The 19700-nt window shown below is 58.2% G+C and carries 21 protein-coding genes; 18 read left to right on the top strand and 3 right to left on the bottom strand.

Annotated elements, in window-relative coordinates; translation table 11 throughout:
• Window positions 1–155 precede the first annotated feature (155 nt).
• From argS to KDX30_RS11705, 9 genes are all read left to right on the top strand, one after another.
• Window positions 156–1892: an arginine--tRNA ligase gene (gene argS / locus KDX30_RS11745; RefSeq protein WP_231675813.1), complete on the top strand. Its 1737-nt coding sequence runs from the start codon at window positions 156–158 to the stop codon at window positions 1890–1892.
• 1 nt (window position 1893) lies between these two features.
• Complete coding sequence (locus tag KDX30_RS11740; protein ID WP_099267999.1) at window positions 1894–2574, top strand: SPOR domain-containing protein; 681 nt, start codon at window positions 1894–1896, stop codon at window positions 2572–2574.
• A gap of 386 nt (window positions 2575–2960) precedes the next feature.
• The gene (gene hslV, locus KDX30_RS11735) at window positions 2961–3491 is read left to right on the top strand and encodes an ATP-dependent protease subunit HslV (RefSeq protein WP_027901992.1); all 531 of its coding nucleotides are present in this window, start codon (window positions 2961–2963) and stop codon (window positions 3489–3491) included.
• 68 nt (window positions 3492–3559) lie between these two features.
• Window positions 3560–4897, top strand: coding sequence for an HslU--HslV peptidase ATPase subunit (hslU, locus tag KDX30_RS11730; RefSeq protein WP_027901993.1), 1338 nt, complete (start codon window positions 3560–3562; stop codon window positions 4895–4897).
• A 278-nt stretch (window positions 4898–5175) separates the two neighbouring features.
• Window positions 5176–5553: a gamma-butyrobetaine hydroxylase-like domain-containing protein gene (locus KDX30_RS11725; protein ID WP_231675812.1), complete on the top strand. Its 378-nt coding sequence runs from the start codon at window positions 5176–5178 to the stop codon at window positions 5551–5553.
• Between the two features lie 333 nt (window positions 5554–5886).
• On the top strand, window positions 5887–7566 hold the full coding sequence (phaC, locus tag KDX30_RS11720; protein WP_027901995.1) for a class II poly(R)-hydroxyalkanoic acid synthase: 1680 nt from the start codon (window positions 5887–5889) through the stop codon (window positions 7564–7566).
• A 244-nt stretch (window positions 7567–7810) separates the two neighbouring features.
• A complete protein-coding gene (phaZ, locus tag KDX30_RS11715) occupies window positions 7811–8665 on the top strand; it encodes a poly(3-hydroxyalkanoate) depolymerase (protein WP_027901996.1) in 855 nt (284 codons plus the stop codon).
• 151 nt (window positions 8666–8816) lie between these two features.
• Window positions 8817–10502, top strand: coding sequence for a class II poly(R)-hydroxyalkanoic acid synthase (gene phaC, locus KDX30_RS11710; protein ID WP_231675811.1), 1686 nt, complete (start codon window positions 8817–8819; stop codon window positions 10500–10502).
• Window positions 10503–10659: 157 nt separating this feature from the next.
• Window positions 10660–11274 (top strand): TetR/AcrR family transcriptional regulator, encoded by a 615-nt coding sequence (locus KDX30_RS11705; RefSeq protein ID WP_027901998.1) that lies wholly within the window; start codon window positions 10660–10662, stop codon window positions 11272–11274.
• Between the two features lie 245 nt (window positions 11275–11519).
• On the opposite strand, the gene KDX30_RS11700 is transcribed toward KDX30_RS11705, so the two are convergent.
• From KDX30_RS11700 to KDX30_RS11690, 3 genes are all read right to left on the bottom strand, one after another.
• The gene (locus tag KDX30_RS11700; protein ID WP_231675810.1) at window positions 11520–12377 is read right to left on the bottom strand and encodes a phasin family protein; all 858 of its coding nucleotides are present in this window, start codon (window positions 12375–12377) and stop codon (window positions 11520–11522) included.
• 10 nt (window positions 12378–12387) lie between these two features.
• Complete coding sequence (locus tag KDX30_RS11695) at window positions 12388–12813, bottom strand: phasin family protein (protein WP_095092500.1); 426 nt, start codon at window positions 12811–12813, stop codon at window positions 12388–12390.
• A 290-nt stretch (window positions 12814–13103) separates the two neighbouring features.
• Window positions 13104–13382, bottom strand: a complete 279-nt coding sequence (locus KDX30_RS11690; RefSeq protein WP_027901654.1) for a polyhydroxyalkanoic acid system family protein — start codon at window positions 13380–13382, stop codon at window positions 13104–13106.
• Window positions 13383–13525: 143 nt separating this feature from the next.
• On the opposite strand from KDX30_RS11690, the gene ubiE reads away from it, so the two are divergent.
• The 9 genes from ubiE (at window position 13526) to KDX30_RS11645 (ending at window position 19643) form a co-directional block, all read left to right on the top strand.
• A complete protein-coding gene (gene ubiE / locus KDX30_RS11685; protein WP_027901653.1) occupies window positions 13526–14296 on the top strand; it encodes a bifunctional demethylmenaquinone methyltransferase/2-methoxy-6-polyprenyl-1,4-benzoquinol methylase UbiE in 771 nt (256 codons plus the stop codon).
• Window positions 14296–14919, top strand: coding sequence for a ubiquinone biosynthesis accessory factor UbiJ (locus tag KDX30_RS11680; protein ID WP_099267988.1), 624 nt, complete (start codon window positions 14296–14298; stop codon window positions 14917–14919). The genes ubiE and KDX30_RS11680 overlap by 1 nt, the downstream gene beginning before the upstream one ends.
• Window positions 14916–16535 (top strand): ubiquinone biosynthesis regulatory protein kinase UbiB, encoded by a 1620-nt coding sequence (ubiB, locus tag KDX30_RS11675; protein ID WP_027901651.1) that lies wholly within the window; start codon window positions 14916–14918, stop codon window positions 16533–16535. The genes KDX30_RS11680 and ubiB overlap by 4 nt, the downstream gene beginning before the upstream one ends.
• Window positions 16536–16603: 68 nt before the next feature.
• Window positions 16604–16996 carry a phosphoribosyl-AMP cyclohydrolase gene (hisI, locus tag KDX30_RS11670; protein WP_027901650.1) on the top strand — a complete coding sequence of 131 codons (393 nt, stop codon included), beginning with the start codon at window positions 16604–16606 and terminating at the stop codon, window positions 16994–16996.
• A 3-nt stretch (window positions 16997–16999) separates the two neighbouring features.
• Window positions 17000–17332 (top strand): phosphoribosyl-ATP diphosphatase, encoded by a 333-nt coding sequence (locus KDX30_RS11665; RefSeq protein ID WP_027901649.1) that lies wholly within the window; start codon window positions 17000–17002, stop codon window positions 17330–17332.
• A 41-nt stretch (window positions 17333–17373) separates the two neighbouring features.
• Window positions 17374–17646, top strand: coding sequence for a twin-arginine translocase TatA/TatE family subunit (locus tag KDX30_RS11660; protein ID WP_027901648.1), 273 nt, complete (start codon window positions 17374–17376; stop codon window positions 17644–17646).
• A 10-nt stretch (window positions 17647–17656) separates the two neighbouring features.
• Window positions 17657–18148 (top strand): Sec-independent protein translocase protein TatB, encoded by a 492-nt coding sequence (tatB, locus tag KDX30_RS11655; protein ID WP_099267987.1) that lies wholly within the window; start codon window positions 17657–17659, stop codon window positions 18146–18148.
• A complete protein-coding gene (gene tatC, locus KDX30_RS11650; protein ID WP_027901646.1) occupies window positions 18145–18939 on the top strand; it encodes a twin-arginine translocase subunit TatC in 795 nt (264 codons plus the stop codon). The genes tatB and tatC overlap by 4 nt, the downstream gene beginning before the upstream one ends.
• Window positions 18936–19643, top strand: coding sequence for a 16S rRNA (uracil(1498)-N(3))-methyltransferase (locus tag KDX30_RS11645; RefSeq protein WP_122707510.1), 708 nt, complete (start codon window positions 18936–18938; stop codon window positions 19641–19643). The genes tatC and KDX30_RS11645 overlap by 4 nt, the downstream gene beginning before the upstream one ends.
• Window positions 19644–19700: the final 57 nt, after the last annotated feature.

Raw genomic sequence — 19700 nt, 5'->3', positions numbered from 1 at the left:
GAAGGTCCTGCGGCCCTTATCGCGGGCAAGCGCGCTCCTACAATTACAACCGCACATCCAACGCGGTTGGCAAGGTGGCTCCGGCAACGGATAATGCCCAGTTTTTCCACCCGCGCATCCAGGCGCTGCCGCGCTTGCGGTCGAAAGAGAGCACCATGAAAGACACCATTCGCCAGCTGATCCAACAAGCCCTGAGCCAACTCGTCACCGAGGGCGTCTTGCCAGAAGGCCTGTCGCCAGCGATTCAGGTGGAGAATGCCAAGGACAAGACCCACGGCGACTTCGCCAGCAACATCGCCATGATGCTTGCCAAGCCAGCCGGCATGAAGCCCCGTGATCTGGCTGAAAAGCTGATCGCCGCGCTGCCAGCCGACGAGCAGATCAGCAAAGTGGAAATCGCCGGTCCAGGCTTCCTGAATTTCTTCCAGAACACCCAGGCCTTGGCCGCACGCCTTGATGCCGCCTTGGCCGACGCCCAACTGTCGGTGCGCAAGAACGGCCCTGCACAGCGCACCGTGGTCGACCTGTCGGCACCGAATCTGGCGAAAGAGATGCACGTTGGCCACTTGCGTTCGACCATCATTGGCGACGGCGTTGCCAGCGTTCTGGAATTTCTGGGCGACACCGTCATCCGCCAGAACCACGTGGGCGACTGGGGTACGCAATTCGGCATGCTGTTGGCTTACCTGCAAGAGCAGCCAGCCACCAGCGACGAGTTGTCGGACCTGGAAGACTTCTACCGCGCTGCGAAAAAGCGTTTTGACGAATCCGAAGAGTTCGCCGACCGCGCTCGCGGGCTGGTGGTAAAACTGCAGGCCGGTGACGCCGAATGCCTGAGCCTGTGGACCAAATTCAAAGACATCTCGCTGTCGCACTGCCAGAAAGTCTACGACCTGCTGAACGTCAAACTGACCCCGGCAGACGTGATGGGCGAGAGTGCTTACAACGATGATCTGGCCAACGTAGTTGCCGATCTGAAAGCAGCCGGCCTGCTGGTTGAGAGCAACGGCGCACAGTGCGTATTCCTTGAAGAATTCCGCACCGCAGACGACACCCCGCTGCCGGTCATCGTGCAGAAGGCCGGAGGCGGCTATCTGTATGCAACCACCGACCTGGCGGCTATGCGCTACCGCAGCAACGTACTCAAAGCTGATCGCGTGCTGTATTTCGTCGACCAGCGTCAGGCGTTGCACTTCCAGCAAGTCTTCGAAGTCGCGCGCCGCGCCGGTTTCGTTCACGAAGGCATGCAACTGGAACACATGGGCTTCGGCACCATGAACGGCGCCGATGGCCGTCCGTTCAAGACCCGCGACGGTGGCACAGTCAAACTCATCGACCTGCTCGAAGAGGCCAAGGAGCGCGCCTACACCCTGGTGAAGGAAAAGAACCCGGAGTTGCCTGAAGACGAACTGCGCACCATCGCCCAGGCGGTGGGTATCAGTGCAGTGAAGTACGCCGACCTGTCCAAGCATCGGGCCAGCGACTACAGCTTCAATTTCGATCAGATGCTCAGCTTCGAAGGCAATACCGCGCCTTATCTGCTCTATGCGTATACACGGGTTGCGGGTGTGTTCCGTAAACTCGGTACGCCGTTTGATGCCAGCAAGGGCCAGATCGTCCTTGAGGCACCACAGGAGCAGGAGCTGGCTGCACGTCTGGCGCAGTTTGGGGAAATCCTCAACAACGTCGCTGAAAAGGGCACGCCTCACGTTCTGTGCGCTTACCTCTACGACCTCGCGGGATTGTTCTCCAGCTTCTACGAGAACTGCCCTATCCTGGCTGCCGATAATGCCGAACAACAGCAGAGCCGTTTGCGCCTCGCTGCATTGACTGGCCGCACCCTCAAGCAAGGCCTGCAACTGCTGGGTCTGGAAACACTGGAGCGTATGTAAGTTGGCTGCCGCGAAAAAGAAACCTGCTCCCAAGCGCGGCGCCAGCCGTTACCAGGCACCCGCGAAGAAGCCGATTCCTGGATGGCTGTGGTTGGCGATCGGCCTCAGCGTCGGTGCATTCGTCGTCTTCCTGATGAAGCTCGAACCCGGTGGCGATGACATCAAGCGGGTCCGGGCGGATGCCAAGGCAGCAAAAATCGCCGAAGCGAACAAGACGCCGCCGAGCCCGACAGCACCGGTGAAGCCCAAGTACGACTTCTACACGCTGCTGCCGGAATCGGAAGTCATCGTGCCTAACGAGGCCGTGCCTGAGAAAACTCCGCCACCTGTGGTTGCGCCGGTCACGCCTGAACAGGCAGCGAAGATTGATACCGCACGCGCACAAGCGGCACTTAGCGGCCTGACGCCGCCACCGGCCCCGCCCGTGGTGAAACCGGCTGCAGTGACGCAGTTCTTCCTGCAAGCGGGCTCGTTCCGCAAGAAAGAGGACGCCGACAAGGTGCGCGCGCAGATCATCCTGCTCGGCCAGACCGCCGCCGTGGAATCCGGGACCGTCAAAGAGGAAACCTGGTACCGCGTACTGGTTGGCCCGTTCAGCAACCGTGAGCAACTGACCGTTGCCCAGAAGCAACTGGCGACCGGTGGTTTTAGTAACTTGTTGTTGCAGCAGCGCAGCAAGTAGCAGCCAAACGCAGATCCCCGTGGGATCTGATTCATTCGGGAATGGCCGTTACGTCTTGCATCATAGGTGCCTGACAAAACGCCTTCGCGAATGAATTCGCTCCCACGGTCACTGCCGAAATGCTTGTTCTGTAGGAGCACCCCGTCGTCCAGACCCCGCGATGCCGCGCAGCAAACACGGACCCTGTAGGAGTGAGCTTGCTCGCGATCCGATTTCATGGCCGACGAATTTATCGCATGAACTGACGCCATCGCGAGCAAACTCACTCCTACCGTTGTCATGCTCGCCCTTCACCACCACTCATCCCCCGTGGTTGAAATCCCCTTCCACACCCCCATATGAGTTTTCACCAGGGCATTTTCGCCCCGCTGTGTGGAGACTCTCCCTTGACCACCATCGTTTCAGTTCGCCGCCACGGCAAAGTCGTCATGGCTGGCGACGGCCAGGTTTCTCTGGGCAACACCGTCATGAAAGGCAACGCCAAGAAAGTGCGTCGTCTGTATCACGGCGAAGTGATTGCCGGTTTCGCTGGCGCTACGGCCGACGCGTTCACTCTTTTCGAACGCTTTGAAGGGCAACTTGAAAAGCACCAAGGTCATCTGGTGCGTGCCGCCGTTGAACTCGCCAAAGACTGGCGGACCGACCGCTCCCTGAGCCGTCTGGAGGCCATGCTGGCCGTCGCCAACAAAGACGCTTCATTGATCATCACCGGCAACGGCGACGTTGTTGAACCCGAAGATGGCCTGATTGCCATGGGTTCTGGCGGTGCTTTCGCACAGGCCGCTGCCCGCGCCCTGCTGCAAAAGACCGACCTGTCGGCGCGTGAAATTGCCGAAACCGCATTGCATATCGCTGGCGATATCTGCGTGTTCACCAACCACAACATCACCATTGAGGAGCAGGACCTCGCTGAGTAAGCCTTGATATGGCCGCTGCAATCAGCGGCCATATCGACCTTGAATCAGCTGGAGGACCGCCAAATACCATGTCAATGACTCCCCGTGAAATTGTCCACGAACTGAACCGCCATATTATCGGCCAGGACGATGCCAAGCGCGCCGTCGCCATCGCCCTGCGTAACCGCTGGCGCCGGATGCAGTTGCCGGAAGAACTGCGCGTTGAAGTAACGCCCAAGAACATCCTGATGATCGGCCCGACTGGTGTCGGTAAAACCGAGATCGCGCGTCGTCTGGCCAAGCTGGCCAACGCGCCGTTCATCAAGGTCGAAGCGACCAAATTCACCGAAGTCGGTTATGTCGGCCGCGACGTTGAATCGATCATTCGTGATCTGGCCGACGCGGCGATCAAGCTGCTGCGCGAACAGGAAATCATCAAGGTTCGTCACCGCGCCGAAGACGCCGCTGAAGACCGTATCCTCGACGCCCTGCTGCCTCCAGCCCGCACAGGTTTTCAGGAAGAAGCCGCGCCGAGCAACGATTCCAATACCCGTCAGTTGTTCCGCAAGCGCCTGCGTGAAGGTCAGCTGGACGACAAGGAAATCGAGATCGAAATAAACGAAGCCGTTGGCGTCGACATTTCCGCGCCACCAGGCATGGAAGAAATGACCAACCAGCTGCAAAGCCTGTTTGCCAACATGGGCAAGGGCAAGAAGAAGAGCCGCAAGCTCAAGGTCAAAGAAGCGTTCAAGCTGGTGCGCGAAGAAGAAGCGGGTCGCCTCGTTAACGAGGAAGAACTCAAGGCCAAGGCGCTGGAAGCCGTCGAACAGCACGGAATCGTGTTCATCGACGAAATCGACAAGGTCGCCAAGCGCGGCAATGTGGGCGGTGCCGATGTATCCCGCGAAGGCGTACAGCGCGACCTGCTGCCGCTGATCGAAGGCTGCACGGTCAACACCAAGCTGGGCATGGTCAAAACCGACCACATCCTGTTCATCGCATCCGGCGCTTTCCACTTGAGCAAGCCGAGCGATCTGGTGCCTGAGCTGCAAGGCCGTCTGCCGATCCGTGTTGAACTCAAGGCGCTGTCGCCACAGGATTTCGAACGTATTCTCAGCGAGCCACATGCGTCCCTGACCGAGCAATACTGCGCGCTGCTGAAAACCGAAGGCTTGAACATCGCGTTCGAAGCCGACGGCATCAAGCGTCTCGCCGAGATTGCCTGGCAGGTCAACGAGAAGACCGAGAACATCGGTGCCCGTCGCTTGCACACGCTGCTTGAGCGTCTGCTTGAGGAAGTCTCGTTCAGCGCCGGTGATCTGGCGACGGATCCGGATGCAGCGCCGATCCGCATCGATGCAGAATACGTGAACAGTCATCTTGGCGAACTGGCCAAGGATGAGGATCTGTCGCGGTATATCCTTTAACGCCGGACGCTCCCCCGTGCAGACAGTGTGAAAACTACTACGCTCGGCAATACTGCGTTAAAAACAGGCGAAAAATGCTCATTTAGAACACCTAGACTCCGCTTTTTCGCCTGTTTTTGCCTTGTCTTGCCGTCGCTCGCTACGTTTTCACACAGTCTGCGTGGGAGCGAATTCATTCGCGAAAGGGCCATCACATCTTGCATCATCATTGCCTGACACGACGCCTTCGCGAATGAATTCGCTCCCACGGTAATACGTTCGAACGTAACGGCCTTTACATGACCCGAATCCCCACCGCCATCCAGCTCCACAAAGCCTCGAAAACCCTGACACTCAAGTACGGGCCGGACGAGGAATACCACCTGCCTGCAGAATTCCTGCGGGTGCATTCGCCGTCTGCCGAAGTTCAGGGCCACGGCAAGCCGATCCTGCAATTTGGCAAACTCGGGGTTGGCCTGACCAAGGTCGAACCCGCCGGACAATACGCACTGAAATTGACCTTCGACGACGGTCATGACAGCGGATTGTTTACTTGGGAATACCTCTACGAACTGGCGCAACGCCAGGAAGACCTGTGGAATGACTATTTGCTTGAGCTGAAAAACGCAGGCAAATCCCGCGACCCTTCCGAGCAAGTCATCCGGCTCATGCTCTAACCCTCGGCGCAGAGCCGCCCGGCGTTTTAGGACGCGCTTTCTAATTCCTTTTGTTTGAATGTGCCGCGCAGCGGCCAATGACGGGTGCTGCTTGCGATTTTTCGCAATCTCGCGTAACCAATGGTTCTGGCAAGTTCCCTGCATCTTCGAATGCAGCGAAAGGGTGAGCGGTAAAGCCGTCGTATAAAGCGCAGCGCTTGTTACGAATGAATGCGGCCCCAAGGGAAATTGAGTTCAGCCATCATGGTTCACCCGAGCAGTAGTACCGGCATTTGCCTGTGTCACTGATTCACAGGGAAGCGGTACTCACATCAGGACAATGGAGCGTCGTGAATGAGTAGCAGAAACAACGATGACCTGCAGCAACAAGCCTCGGAACACACACTGGGTTTGAACCCGGTCGTTGGTCTGCGGCGCAAGGACTTGCTGACCACTGCCCGCATGGTCCTGCGTCAGGCTCTGAAACAACCCTTTCACAGTGCAAAGCACGTCGCCAGTCTGGGCGTTGAACTCAAAAACGTGCTGCTGGGCAAGTCAGCGCTCCAGCCAGCCCCGGAAGACCGACGCTTCAACGATCCGGCCTGGAGCCAGAATCCGGTTTATCGTCGTTATCTGCAGTCCTACCTGGCGTGGCGCAAGGAGCTGCATGACTGGATCGGCGACAGCAATCTCTCTCCTCAGGAAATCAGTCGCGGGCACTTCGTCATCAATCTGATGACCGAAGCCATGTCGCCCACCAACACCGCCGCCAATCCGGCCGCGATCAAGCGCTTCTTCGAAACCGGCGGCAAAAGTATTCTTGATGGCCTGTCACATCTCGCCAAGGATCTGGTGCATAACGGCGGCATGCCCAGCCAGGTCAACATGGACGCTTTCGAAGTCGGCAAGAGTCTGGGCACCAGCGAAGGCTCGGTGGTGTTTCGCAACGACGTGCTGGAGCTGATTCAGTACAAGCCCATCACCGAGCAAGTGCATGAACGGCCGCTGTTGGTGGTGCCGCCCCAAATCAACAAATTCTACGTATTCGACCTGAGCCCGGAAAAGAGTCTGGCCCGCTTCTGCCTGCGCAGTAACGTGCAGACGTTCATTATCAGCTGGCGTAATCCGACCAAGGCGCAGCGTGAATGGGGCCTGTCGACGTACATCGACGCGCTCAAGGAAGCTGTCGACGTAGTCACCGCCATCACCGGCAGCAAAGACATCAACATGCTCGGCGCTTGCTCCGGCGGCATTACCTGCACAGCCCTGCTGGGACATTACGCGGCGCTGGGCGATCAGAAGGTCAATGCTCTGACCTTGCTGGTCAGCGTGCTCGATACCACCCTGGACACCGACGTCGCGCTGTTTGTCGATGAGCAGACCCTGGAATCGGCCAAGCGCCACTCCTATCAGGCTGGCGTGCTGGAAGGCAGCGATATGGCGAAAGTATTCGCCTGGATGCGCCCCAATGACCTGATCTGGAATTACTGGGTCAACAACTACCTGCTGGGTAACGAGCCTCCGGTGTTCGACATCCTGTTCTGGAACAACGACACCACTCGCCTGCCCGCCGCCTTTCACGGCGACCTGATCGAGATGTTCAAGAACAACCCACTGATCCGCCCCAATGCGCTTGAAGTGTGCGGTACGCCTATCGATCTCAAACAGGTCACCAGCGATGTGTTTTGCCTGGCCGGGACCAACGATCACATCACGCCGTGGGGCTCCTGTTACAAATCCGCACGACTGTTCGGCGGAAAGACTGAATTTGTTCTGTCCAGCAGCGGCCATATCCAAAGCATTCTCAACCCGCCCGGTAACCCCAAGGCACGCTACATGACCAACAGCGAAATGCCGGTTGATCCAAAGGCCTGGCAGGAAAACGGCACCAAGCACACCGATTCCTGGTGGCTGCACTGGCAGAGCTGGCTAAGCGAGCGCTCTGGAAAGATGAAGAAGTCTCCCACTAGCCTGGGCAACAAGACCTTTGCGCCCGCAGAAGCATCTCCGGGGACCTATGTGCATGAACGCTAAGGGCTGATGCGACGGGTGGAATCAGGAATGGCTAGCGATGGCCGTTACAAAGGAAGGAGCTATTTCGCGGCAGACAGAAAACCTGTAGGAGCTGCCGAAGGCTGCGAAGCATTTTCAGTCCCTTTCGCAGCCTTCGGCAGCTCCTACAGTAATCACTGACATTCCACATCGGCGCCCGGCCTCGGGCGATCTGGCCAAAGCGCAGGACGGCTTTTCCAGCGGTTTAACCCACAGGGCTTCGCGCATGCCGCAACCGTTTATTTTTCGCACTATCGATCTGGATGGCCACAGCATCCGAACCGCTGTACGCCCAGGCAAAAGTCACCTGACTCCGCTGCTGATTTTCAATGGTATTGGCGCCAACCTGGAGTTGGTGTTCCCGTTCGTTGATGCGCTGGACCCGGACCTGGAAGTCATCGCTTTTGATGTGCCCGGCGTCGGTGGCTCCTCGACGCCCAGTCGCCCGTACCGCTTTCCCGGTCTGGCAAAACTGGCGGCGCGCATGCTCGATTATCTGGACTATGGCCAGGTCAACGCTATCGGCGTTTCATGGGGCGGCGCGCTGGCTCAACAGTTCGCCCACGACTACCCCGAGCGCTGCAAAAAACTGGTACTGGCGGCGACATCAGCCGGTGCAGTGATGGTGCCTGGCAAACCCCGAGTGCTCTGGTTGATGGCCAGCCCGCGGCGTTATATCCAGCCTTCCCATGTGATCCGCATTGCACCGGAAATTTACGGCGGCGCATTTCGGCGTGATCCTTATCTGGCCGCCAACCATGCGGCAAAGGTCCGTTCGTCCGGCAAGCTGGGCTATTACTGGCAACTGTTTGCGGGCATGGGCTGGACCAGCATTCACTGGCTGCACAAGATCCATCAGCCTACATTGGTACTGGCCGGCGACGACGATCCGCTGATCCCGCTGATAAATATGCGCCTGCTGGCTTGGCGGATCCCCAATGCCCAGCTACACATAATCGATGACGGTCATTTGTTCTTGATCACCCGTGCCGAAGCAGTCGCGCCAATCATCATGAAATTCCTCCAGCAGGAGCGTCAGCGAGCCGTGATGCATCCGCATCCGACACCCAGCGCACGCTGATCATCACAGACAGAAAAGGATTCCCCGCACCGCAAATAAAGCGTCACTGACTGCGCCGGTTGAATGGAAGTTGTTCGGCGCAAAACGACGCATGCCCCGAGGAGCATGCGTCCGCAAAGATGTATCGGCACGACGAAGGAGTGTTGCCCCCATGCGAGAACGATCAGCCAAAAGCGCCGAGATCACACCGGCGACTTACATCAATGCACAAAGTGCGATCACTGGCCTGCGTGGCCAGGATTTGTTTTCAACATTACGCAAGGTTGCCGCCCAAGGTCTGCAGCATCCATTGCGTAGCGCCCGCCACGCATTGGCCCTCGGCAAGCAAGTCAGCCGTGTCGTGCTGCTGGGGGAAACGCCCTATCAGTTGCCCGCCCGAGATACCCGTTTCACAGACCCTACATGGACGTTGAATCCGCTGTACCGTCGCGGCTTGCAAACGTATCTGGCGTGGCAGCATCAGGTTAAACACTGGATAGATGACACCGACCTGTCCAAGGATGATCGCGACCGGGCGCACTTCATTTTCTCGCTGCTCAACGATGCCCTTTCTCCGTCCAACACCTTGCTCAACCCCATGGCCGTCAAAGAGCTGTTCAACAGCGGCGGCAACAGCGTGGTCAAGGGCATTGGCCACATGTTCGATGATCTGTTGCACAACAACGGCCTGCCCCGACAAACCACCAAAGACGCCTTCGAAGTGGGTCGCACAGTGGCGGCCACCCAAGGCTCGGTGGTATTTCGCAACGAGCTGCTGGAGCTGATCCAGTACAAGCCGATGAGCGAAAAACAGTACGCAAGGCCGTTATTGATCGTGCCGCCGCAAATCAACAAGTTCTATATTTTTGACCTGAGCCCGGCCAACAGCTTCGTCCAGTACTGTCTGAAGAACGGCTTGCAGACCTTCATGATCAGTTGGCGACATCCCGATGTCCGGCACCGTGAATGGGGCTTGTCCACCTACGTTCAGGCCACCGAAGAAGCGATGGCGGCATGCCGGTCCATCACTGGCGCCAAGGACGTGAATCTGGTCGGTGCCTGTGCAGGTGGGCTGACCATCGCCGCGCTGCAAGGGCACTTGCAGGCGAAGCGACAACTGCGCAAAGTCGCCAGCGCGACTTACATGGTCAGCCTGCTGGACAGCCAGATTGATAGCGCCGCGACATTGTTCATCGACGAAACGACGCTTGAGGCCGCGAAGCGTCGCTCGTATCAGCAAGGCGTGCTGGACGGTCGGGACATGGCGAAAATCTTCGCCTGGATGCGCCCGAATGATTTGATCTGGAGTTACTGGATCAACAATTACCTGCTGGGCAAGGCCCCGCCCGCTTTCGACATTCTGTACTGGAACAACGACAGCACCCGCCTGCCCGCCGCATTGCACGGCGATCTGCTGGACTTCTTCAAACACAACCCGCTGACTCACCCTGGCGGACTGGAAGTCTGTGGCACCCCCATTGATCTGCAGAAGGTGACCGTGGACAGCTTCAACGTCGCAGGCATCAACGATCACATTACGCCATGGGACGCGGTCTATCGCTCGACACTGCTGCTGGGCGGCGACCGGCGCTTTCTGCTGTCCAACAGTGGTCACGTGCAGAGCATTCTCAACCCGCCGGGTACCCCTAAAGCCAACTATGTCGAGAACAGCAAACTCAGCAGCGATCCACGGGCATGGTATTACGACGCGCAGAAACATGAGGGTAGCTGGTGGCCTGCCTGGCTGGAATGGATACAAGCCCGGTCCGGCACCCAGCGCGAAACCCAGATGGCGCTGGGTAACGCAATGCATCCGGCGATGGAAGCAGCGCCGGGGACTTATGTGCATGTTCGGTAGGGTCGCGAAATTCAAAACCTCCTTGTGGGAGCGAATTCATTCGCGAATGCGGCCTTATCGACGACGAATATGTATCGAATGTACTAGCCCCTTCGCGAATAAATTCGCTCCCACAGATTTATAACCTGCTTAATCCGCCCCCTGACAAGAAGACCGGATGAAAACCCGCGACCGAATCCTTGAATGTGCCCTGACGTTATTCAATCAACAGGGCGAGCCCAATGTCTCCACGCTGGAAATTGCCAACGAACTGGGCATCAGTCCCGGCAATCTTTACTACCACTTCCACGGCAAAGAGCCCTTGGTGCTCGGCCTGTTCGAGCGTTTCCAGGCAGAGCTTTCGCCCCTGCTGAACCCGCCCGAAGACGCGCAACTGGCCGCCGAAGATTACTGGCTGTTCCTGCACTTGATCGTCGAGCGACTGGCCGACTACCGCTTCCTGTTTCAGGATCTGTCCAACCTGGCGGGTCGATTGCCCAAACTGGCTCGCGGTATTCGCAGCCTGCTCAATAGCCTCAAACGCACGCTGGCGTCGTTACTGGCACGCCTGAAAGCTGAAGGCCAGGTGGTCAGCGATACCCAGGCTTTGGGGCAACTGGTGGAGCAAATCACCATGACCCTACTGTTCTCGCTGGATTACCAACGGATTCTGGGTCGCGAAGCTGAAGTACGGGTGGTGGTCTACCAGATCATGATGCTCGTCGCACCACACCTGACGCCGGGTTCACGGCATGCGGCGCAGCAATTGGCGATGCATTATCTGGAGGAGTGATTTCTCGCAGTACTGACAGTTCTTCAGGCAGCGGCTCTGCCTCTGACACTCTGCGTTGGCGCAGCAAACACATATCCCTGTGGGAGCCGGGCTTGCCCGCGATAGGGTCAACTTTATTTACAGGCATGCACCGAGTTATCGTTCATCGCGGGCAAGCCCAGCTCCCACAGGGATTGCATTTGAGTCCCAATAAAAAAGCCCGACCTGCTTTCGCAGGTCGGGCTTTTCGCTTTACAGCCCTTGAATCAGGACTGACTTGCGGGTGTCGACGGTGCAGCCGATGCCGGTGCGGCGGCGGTATTGGTCGCAGCGGGTGCAGGTGTTGCTGCTGGTGTGGCAGCGGGTTTCGGAGCTGGCTTGGCGGCTGCCTTCGGTGCCGCTTTCGGCGCAGCAGGTTTCTTGGCTGCAGTCGGTTTCTTCGCCGCAGCCGGTTTGCTGGCCGCTACAGACTTGGCCTTGGTCGCGGTTTTAGTCGCAGCCTTGTTAGCGGCGGCAACGGGTTTGGCCGCTGCTGCTTTCACTGCCGGTTTGGCTGCAGCGGTTTTCGCGGCAACCTTGTCGGCGGCTTTGGCAACCGGTTTCGCAGCGGCTTTCACCAGTGGCTTGGCCGTAGTTTTAGGTGCCGGTTTGGACGCCGCGGCCTTGGAAGTCGAAGCTCTGGAAGCCGGCGCTTTTGAAACAGGAGTCACTGAAGCACCTGTCAGCTTCTCGATCTGTTTTGTCAGCAGATCGACCTTGCTGTGCAGAGCCTTCACTTCGTTACGGCTAGGTACGCCCAAACGCGAAATGGCGCTGTTCAGACGCTTGTCGAAAGCCCCTTCCAGCTCACTCCACTTGCCCATCGCGAGGTCTTTGACATCACCTACACGAGACTTCGCAGCCTTGGCAGAATCCTTGGCGGAATCGACTTGTTTCTCGACCTCAACCTTGGTCTGCTTCTCGGCTTTTTCGCCGTCCTTGACCAGCGTTTCAAAAAGCTTACTGCCGTCATTGCTGATCTTGGAGTAAGCGCCTAAACCAGCCAGCCAGATTTGGCGGGAGTATTTCTCCACCTCGCCAATCCAGGAGCTGCCTTCTTTCTCGATTTTTTTCTTGCCAGCCATCCTGCTCTCCTTATTGTTTACGCGCGACACGTTCAAGCAATGCCGTCAGCTCATCGAGCTTAGCAGACAGTGTCTCCACGTCATGTTTAGACGGTATACCGATGCGATTCAAGGCGCTGGCGACCCGCCGATCGAAAGCGCTTTCGATTTTATCGAGTTGCACCTCGACCCGACCCTTCACTGAAGTCAGCTCATCTTTAGCCGAATCGATCTCGCTATTAGCGGCATCGACCTTTTCGTCGATCACTTTTTTGGCTTTCTTTTCGGTCTGCTCACCCGCTTTGACCAGCTCCTTGAAGTACTCAGCGCCTTCCTGACCGGCCCACGAATAAGCGCCCAGCCCGGCCAGCCAGACCTTGCGGGCATACAGGCGAACGTCGGAGACCGAACTGTTTTCTTCGTCTTTGATTTTTTTCTTCAACGTAACTTTGGCCATGGTGCACCTCACGCTCGAATGTTTGAGGATCACCCCCAGGGACAACGGGGCATGGACACGAAAGTAGTCGGAAAAATTAGAAAGCTCACCCTAGGTTTGGGTGATGTTGAAGGGATGTAGGAAATGGGGGTAGGAATTGGGTGAGTTTGCCCCTGTGCAGACTGTGTGGGAGCGAATTCATTCGCGAAGAAGCCAGTACATCCAATACATCTTCATCGAATGAAATACTGCTTTCGCGAATGAATTCGCTCCCACGGGATCTGCGGGTTTTGTTTAATAGGTGGTATGACTCAAGCAACCAGCGCTTTATCCAGCTGCCGCTCGACCTCTGCCTGAATCTGTCCGCTCATGGCCGACAGGAAAAAATTAAGCTCCAGGTTAACCCGCACAAAATCCTCTCCGACATCGACCGAGCCTTTGGCGCCCTTGCCTTCAAGCTTGACGACGTCGCCGCTCCACTCGTGCTCGATGCCGTATTTGTCGGCCAGCTTCTCGACCAGCAGCTCAGCCTTCTCGCGAGCCTTTTCCTTGCCCAGCGAATGCGGGCGTTCAACAGTAATCTTGGCCATTCGATGGCTCCTTCAGCGCAAGGTCAATCGTGGGGCAACTATACCAGCCGACCCGGATGAAGAAACTGTTGGCGATGAGCCTTGTCAAGACAAAGCCAGCCACGACGATTAGAATGGCAACACTTTATTCCGGTGAACGCGATATGAATGATCCGCGCAAAGGCAGCGATGCCGAACCTACTACTCACTTCGGCTACAAAAATGTGCCGGAAAGCCAGAAGGCAGAGAAAGTTGCGGAGGTGTTTCACTCCGTCGCAGCCAAGTACGACCTGATGAACGACCTGCTGTCCGGTGGCATGCATCGCCTCTGGAAGCGCTTCGCTATTGAACTTTCCGGCGTTCGTACCGGTAACCGCGTGCTGGACATTGCGGGCGGTACAGGCGACCTGACCAAAAAGTTTTCTCACTTGGTCGGCCCGACTGGCGAAGTGGTGCTGGCTGACATCAACGCCTCCATGCTCAAGGTCGGTCGTGACCGTCTGCTGGACCTGGGCGTGGCAAGCAACGTCAAATTTGTTCAGGCCGACGCAGAAAAGCTGCCGTTCCCTGACAACCATTTCGACTGCGTGACCATCGCCTTCGGCCTGCGCAACGTGACCCACAAGGAAGATGCGCTGCGCTCGATGCTGCGCGTACTCAAGCCGGGTGGCCGTCTGTTGGTGCTGGAGTTCTCCAAGCCGACCAACAAGCTGATGTCCAAGGCCTATGACGCTTACTCGTTCGCGTTCATGCCGCTAATGGGCAAACTGGTCACCAATGACTCGGAAAGCTACCGCTATCTGGCCGAATCGATCCGCATGCACCCGAATCAGGAAACCCTGAAGTCGATGATGGTCGAAGCCGGTTTTGACCGCGTGACTTACCACAACATGACCGCAGGCGTCGTGGCACTGCATCGCGGCATCAAACCCTGATGTTGCTCAGCGGCTTGCTCGCCAGCGTCGAGCACGGCATCAACCGCGTGTTGCGTCTGGACAGCACCGCCTTGCCACGTCTTGAGCGCCTGTCGGGCAAGGTGATTGCGGTGGATTGCCGCAATCCTTCGCTACAGCTGTTCATTCTGCCCAGCGACGAAGGCCTGCTGCTGGCCTCGCACTGGGAAGTTGAAGCGGATTGCACCCTGCGCGCCCCGGCCGCCAGCCTGATGCGTCTGGCGGTGAGCAAGGACAAGAGCGCCGTGCTGCATGGCCCCGATGTCGAGCTGGATGGGGACAGTGGCGTATTACTGGAACTGGTCGGGATCCTTCAGGACCTCGAGCTGGACTGGGAATACGAGCTGTCCCGCTGGCTTGGTCCGGTGGCAACCACCTTACTGGGTGATCATTTGCGCAGCCGCGCGCGCTGGAGCAAAGACAGCTTCGCCAACCTCAGCCAGAGCCTTGCCGACTACCTGAACGAGGAGTCGCGCACCCTGGTGGGTAAACACGAAGCCGAAGCACGCTTTGCCGAACTCGACCGGATCAAACTTGATCTGGAACGCCTTGAGGCGCGCTTTGAGCGCCTCGCCCAACCCTCTGACTCCAGCGATAACGCATGAAGCTGCTTGCCGTCCGCCGTTTGTTTCGTATCCAGCGTGTCGTGATCCGCTACCGTCTCGATGACCTGCTGTTCGCCCTGCCGCTGCCGTGGTGGATGAAGGCCACGCGCTTTGTCATGCCGTGGCGTTTGCTGCCGCGCAACAACGCCGAGCTGCCCCGCGGTGCGCGTCTGCGTCTGGCGCTACAGGACCTTGGGCCGATCTTCATCAAGTTCGGCCAAATCCTGTCTACCCGCCGCGATCTGCTGCCAGAGGACATCGCTGACGAGTTGATGCTGTTGCAGGACCGCGTTCCGCCGTTCGATCCGCAAGTCGCGATCAAGCTCATCGAAGAACAACTGGGCGCGAAGATCAGCGAGGTGTTCAGTCGCTTCGACGTCACGCCACTGGCTTCGGCTTCGGTGGCGCAGGTCCACGCCGCGCAACTGAAAAGTGGCGAAGAAGTCGTGGTCAAGGTTGTGCGTCCGGGCCTCAAGCCGATCATCGGCCAGGACCTGGCATGGCTGTTCATACTGGCGCGCACAGCTGAGCGGATGTCCGCCGATGCCCGCCTGTTGCACCCGGTGGACGTGGTCGCCGACTACGAGAAAACCATTTACGACGAACTGGACCTGCTGCGTGAAGCGGCCAACTCCAGTCAGTTGCGTCGCAACTTCGAAGGCTCGGACCTGCTCTACGTGCCCCAGGTTTACTGGGACTGGTGCCGTCCGAAGGTGCTGGTCATGGAGCGCATCTACGGGATTCAGGTCAACGATCTGGCAACCCTGGCGGATCAACGCACCGACATGAAGTTGCTGGCCGAACGCGGTGTTGAGATTTTCTTCACGCAGGTATTCCGCGACAGCTTTTTCCACGCCGATATGCACCCCGGCAATATTTTCGTCAGCACGGTCAACCCGTGGAGCCCGCAATACATCGCTATCGACTGCGGGATCGTCGGCAGCCTGACTCCGGAAGATCAGGATTATCTGGCCCGTAACCTGTTTGCCTTCTTTAAACGTGATTATCGTCGCGTTGCGCAATTGCACATTGATTCGGGCTGGGTGCCTGCGGAAACCAAACTCAACGAGTTTGAAGCCGCGATTCGGACTGTATGCGAGCCGATTTTCGAGAAGCCGCTCAAGGATATTTCCTTCGGTCAGGTACTGATGCGCCTGTTCCAGACCGCACGACGCTTCAACATGGAAGTCCAGCCGCAGCTCGTTCTGCTGCAGAAGACCCTGTTGAACATCGAAGGGCTGGGCCGTCAGTTGTATCCCGACCTGGATCTGTGGAGCACCGCGCAGCCGTTTCTGGAACGCTGGATGCGGGATCGCGTCAGCCCGAAAACACTGTTTGGCAACCTGCAGTCCCAGGTCGAGCAGATTCCGCATCTGGCCAACATGACCCGGGACCTGTTGGAGCGCATGTCGCAACCTCACCGGACTGATCCGCCGCCACCGTGGCGTGAACGCGGTGACGGTTGGGCATTGCGCCTGCTGGGTTCGGCGCTGCTGGCCGGAGGTGCGGTCATGGCCTCGACGCTGGTCGCGGAAGGTACGGCGCTGGTCGCACCACTCGCCTGGCCTGCATGGATCATGCTGGTGGCTGGCCTGTATCTGGTCATCCGCCGATAGCCAGCGGCGCTGCCCGCTGGCACACTGTTGAATCCGCCGAGGCCTGAAGCCCGGCTGCCGGAGTAGATATGAAAGACTGGCTGGACGAAATCAAGTGGGACAGCGACGGTCTGGTGCCTGCCATTGCTCAGGATCACAAGACCGGACGTGTTCTGATGATGGCGTGGATGAACCGCGAGGCCCTGAGCCTCACCGCCGCAGAGAATCGTGCAATCTATTGGTCGCGTTCGCGTGGCAAACTCTGGCGCAAAGGCGAAGAATCGGGCCATGTGCAGAAGCTTCATGAACTGCGTCTGGACTGCGACGCCGATGTGATCATCCTGATGGTCGAGCAGATTGGCGGCATCGCTTGCCATACCGGGCGCGAAAGCTGCTTCTATCGCGTCTACGAAGACGCCGCCTGGAAGACCGTCGAACCGGTCTTGAAAGATCCTGAAGCTATTTATCACGCAGGACACTGAAACATGACTGATACCTTGACCCGCCTGGCCGAAGTGCTGGAGTCGCGCAAAGGTGCCGCTGCCGACAGTTCCTATGTCGCCAGCCTGTATCACAAGGGATTGAACAAGATTCTGGAGAAGGTCGGCGAAGAGTCGGTCGAAACCATCATTGCCGCCAAGGATGCCGCTGTCAGCGGCGATTGCAGCGATGTCATCTACGAAACCGCTGACCTGTGGTTTCACAGCATGGTGATGCTTGCTGCACTGGGTCAGCACCCACAAGCAGTGCTGGATGAACTGGACCGCCGTTTCGGCTTGTCCGGGCATGCGGAAAAAGCCGCACGCACAGCTGACTGACCTTCACTTTTCGAGCTTGAAATTTCTACGAGGATTGCTTCATGGGTATTTTTGACTGGAAACACTGGATCGTCATCCTGGTTGTCGTGGTACTGGTGTTCGGCACCAAGAAGCTCAAGGGTCTGGGCAGCGATGTCGGTGAGTCGATCAAGGGCTTTCGCAAAGCCATGAACGATGATGAGAAACCTGCCGAGCAGCCGCCGGTGCAGCCTCAGCAACCGCCGCAAGCAGCGCCACAGGGCTCGCCCCTGAACCAGCCGCATACCATCGACGCGCAAGCGCATAAAGTCGAAGAGCCAATCCGCAAAGACTAGGTCGTATTGAATGTTTGGTATCAGCTTCTCTGAACTGCTGCTGGTCGGCCTCGTCGCCTTGCTGGTGCTTGGCCCTGAGCGTCTGCCCGGCGCTGCGCGTACCGCTGGCCTCTGGATAGGCCGGCTGAAGCGCAGCTTCAATGCGATCAAACAGGAAGTTGAACGCGAAATCGGTGCCGACGAAATACGTCGGCAACTGCATAACGAGCACATCCTGTCGCTGGAAGAAGAAGCGCGCAAGATCATGTCTCCGCAGCAGCCCCCGGCCAACCCGCCTCCGGCAACCGAACAAACGCCCGCTGAGCCGGTGGTTTCGACTATTCCGAACACGCCGTCTGTGACACCTGCCGCTGATCTGGGGCCGGCCGCTCCGGCGGGCACTACGCCCGCTGCTGAACCGACGCCCCATGTCGCGACTGAACCTGCGCACGTGTCGCCAGCGACGCCAGCACCCAACGCACCCTCCGCCAACGATTCGTCACTGCCACCGCGAGCCCCATGAGCGATATTCCGGAAAATGACCAGCAAATGCCGCTGGTCTCGCACCTCACAGAACTCCGTTCGCGCCTGCTGAAATGCGTCCTGGCGATTTTCGTGATCTTCGCCTGCCTGTTTTACTTCACCCAGAAGATCTACACCTTCGTTTCGGCACCGCTCCGGGTTTTCCTGCCGGAAGGTGCAACGATGATCGCCACGGATGTGGCCTCGCCGTTCATCACGCCGTTCAAGCTGACCATGATGGTGGCGCTGTTCCTGGCCATGCCGGTGATCCTGCATCAGATCTGGGGCTTTATCGCACCGGGCCTGTACAAGCATGAGAAGCGCGTCGCGGTACCGCTTTTGGTGTCGAGCATCATCCTGTTCTATTCGGGCATGGCCTTCGCTTATTACCTGGTCTTCCCGCTGATATTCCACTTCTTCGCCAGCGTGACGCCGGAAGGCGTGTCGATGATGACGGACATCGCCAGTTATCTGGACTTCGTCATGACGCTGTTCTTTGCCTTCGGTGTAGCGTTCGAGATTCCGGTAGCCGTCGTGCTCCTGGTGTGGATCGGCATCGTTGACGTGAAGTACCTGAAAAAGATCCGCCCTTACGTGATCATCGGTTGCTTCGTGGTCGGCATGATTCTGACCCCGCCCGACATCTTCTCCCAGACACTGCTGGCTGTGCCGATGTGGCTGTTGTTCGAGATCGGGGTGTTGTGCAGTTCCATGATCACCAAGCGCGGCGATCATGCCGACGACCAGCCCGAAGAAGACAAGCAAGACCAGCCGCCCGCGACTCAGCCGTGAACCTGCTGCTTCTAGAAGACGCCGACTTTGTTGCGGCTGACAGGGTCGTACTGCGCGACAGACGCCTCAAGCATATGCAAGAGGTGCATCGCGCAGAAGTTGGCGACAGCCTGCGTGTCGGCCGTATTGGCGGCTTGCTGGGCAGCGCTGAGCTGCTGCGGCTTGAGGCACATGAAGCCGAGCTACGCATCACCCTCGACAGCGCCCCGCCCGCCAAACTGCCGTTGACCCTGTTGCTCGCCCTGCCCCGCCCGAAAATGCTGCGCCGGGTGTTTCAGACCGTGGCGACTATGGGTGTGTCCAAGGTCATTCTGCTCAACAGTTATCGTGTTGAAAAAAGCTTTTGGCAGACGCCGTTCCTTGAACCTCAAGCGATCCGCGAGCAACTGATTCTCGGCCTTGAGCAAGCACGGGACAGTGTGTTGCCCGAGATCATTATCGAAAAACGCTTCAAGCCGTTTGTCGAAGATCGCCTGCCGCAACTCGCCCAGGGGACTCTGGGTCTGGTCGGACATCCCGGCAACTTCCCCGCTTGCCCACGCGCCGTGACCGGGCCAGTCACCCTGGCCATCGGCCCCGAGGGCGGCTGGATTCCCTACGAAGTCGACCTGCTGACCAAAGCAGGGCTGCAACCGGTGCAGCTTGGCGAGCGCATCCTGCGGGTTGAAACAGCGGTGACTGCGTTATTGGCCCGGCTGTTCTGATCGACGAGCAAACAATTTTGTAGACGCTGCACTTTGCCCTTCGCATAGCACTAGCGC

It is taken from the genome of Pseudomonas quasicaspiana (genome assembly GCF_021147825.1).
Lineage (GTDB): Bacteria > Pseudomonadota > Gammaproteobacteria > Pseudomonadales > Pseudomonadaceae > Aquipseudomonas > Aquipseudomonas quasicaspiana.
This window is presented reverse-complemented; position numbering and strand designations above follow the sequence as displayed.

Excerpts from the sequence above, each read along its gene's own strand:
- argS (WP_231675813.1), top strand. The coding sequence starts at position 156 with ATGAAAGACACCATTCGCCAGCTGATCCAACAAGCCCTGAGCCAACTC.
- hslU (WP_027901993.1), top strand. The coding sequence starts at position 3,560 with ATGTCAATGACTCCCCGTGAAATTGTCCACGAACTGAACCGCCATATT.
- KDX30_RS11725 (WP_231675812.1), top strand. The coding sequence starts at position 5,176 with ATGACCCGAATCCCCACCGCCATCCAGCTCCACAAAGCCTCGAAAACC.
- phaC (WP_027901995.1), top strand. The coding sequence starts at position 5,887 with ATGAGTAGCAGAAACAACGATGACCTGCAGCAACAAGCCTCGGAACAC.
- phaZ (WP_027901996.1), top strand. The coding sequence starts at position 7,811 with ATGCCGCAACCGTTTATTTTTCGCACTATCGATCTGGATGGCCACAGC.
- phaC (WP_231675811.1), top strand. The coding sequence starts at position 8,817 with ATGCGAGAACGATCAGCCAAAAGCGCCGAGATCACACCGGCGACTTAC.
- KDX30_RS11705 (WP_027901998.1), top strand. The coding sequence starts at position 10,660 with ATGAAAACCCGCGACCGAATCCTTGAATGTGCCCTGACGTTATTCAAT.
- KDX30_RS11700 (WP_231675810.1), bottom strand. The coding sequence starts at position 12,377 with ATGGCTGGCAAGAAAAAAATCGAGAAAGAAGGCAGCTCCTGGATTGGC.
- KDX30_RS11695 (WP_095092500.1), bottom strand. The coding sequence starts at position 12,813 with ATGGCCAAAGTTACGTTGAAGAAAAAAATCAAAGACGAAGAAAACAGT.
- KDX30_RS11690 (WP_027901654.1), bottom strand. The coding sequence starts at position 13,382 with ATGGCCAAGATTACTGTTGAACGCCCGCATTCGCTGGGCAAGGAAAAG.
- ubiE (WP_027901653.1), top strand. The coding sequence starts at position 13,526 with ATGAATGATCCGCGCAAAGGCAGCGATGCCGAACCTACTACTCACTTC.
- KDX30_RS11680 (WP_099267988.1), top strand. The coding sequence starts at position 14,296 with ATGTTGCTCAGCGGCTTGCTCGCCAGCGTCGAGCACGGCATCAACCGC.
- ubiB (WP_027901651.1), top strand. The coding sequence starts at position 14,916 with ATGAAGCTGCTTGCCGTCCGCCGTTTGTTTCGTATCCAGCGTGTCGTG.
- hisI (WP_027901650.1), top strand. The coding sequence starts at position 16,604 with ATGAAAGACTGGCTGGACGAAATCAAGTGGGACAGCGACGGTCTGGTG.
- KDX30_RS11665 (WP_027901649.1), top strand. The coding sequence starts at position 17,000 with ATGACTGATACCTTGACCCGCCTGGCCGAAGTGCTGGAGTCGCGCAAA.
- KDX30_RS11660 (WP_027901648.1), top strand. The coding sequence starts at position 17,374 with ATGGGTATTTTTGACTGGAAACACTGGATCGTCATCCTGGTTGTCGTG.
- tatB (WP_099267987.1), top strand. The coding sequence starts at position 17,657 with ATGTTTGGTATCAGCTTCTCTGAACTGCTGCTGGTCGGCCTCGTCGCC.
- tatC (WP_027901646.1), top strand. The coding sequence starts at position 18,145 with ATGAGCGATATTCCGGAAAATGACCAGCAAATGCCGCTGGTCTCGCAC.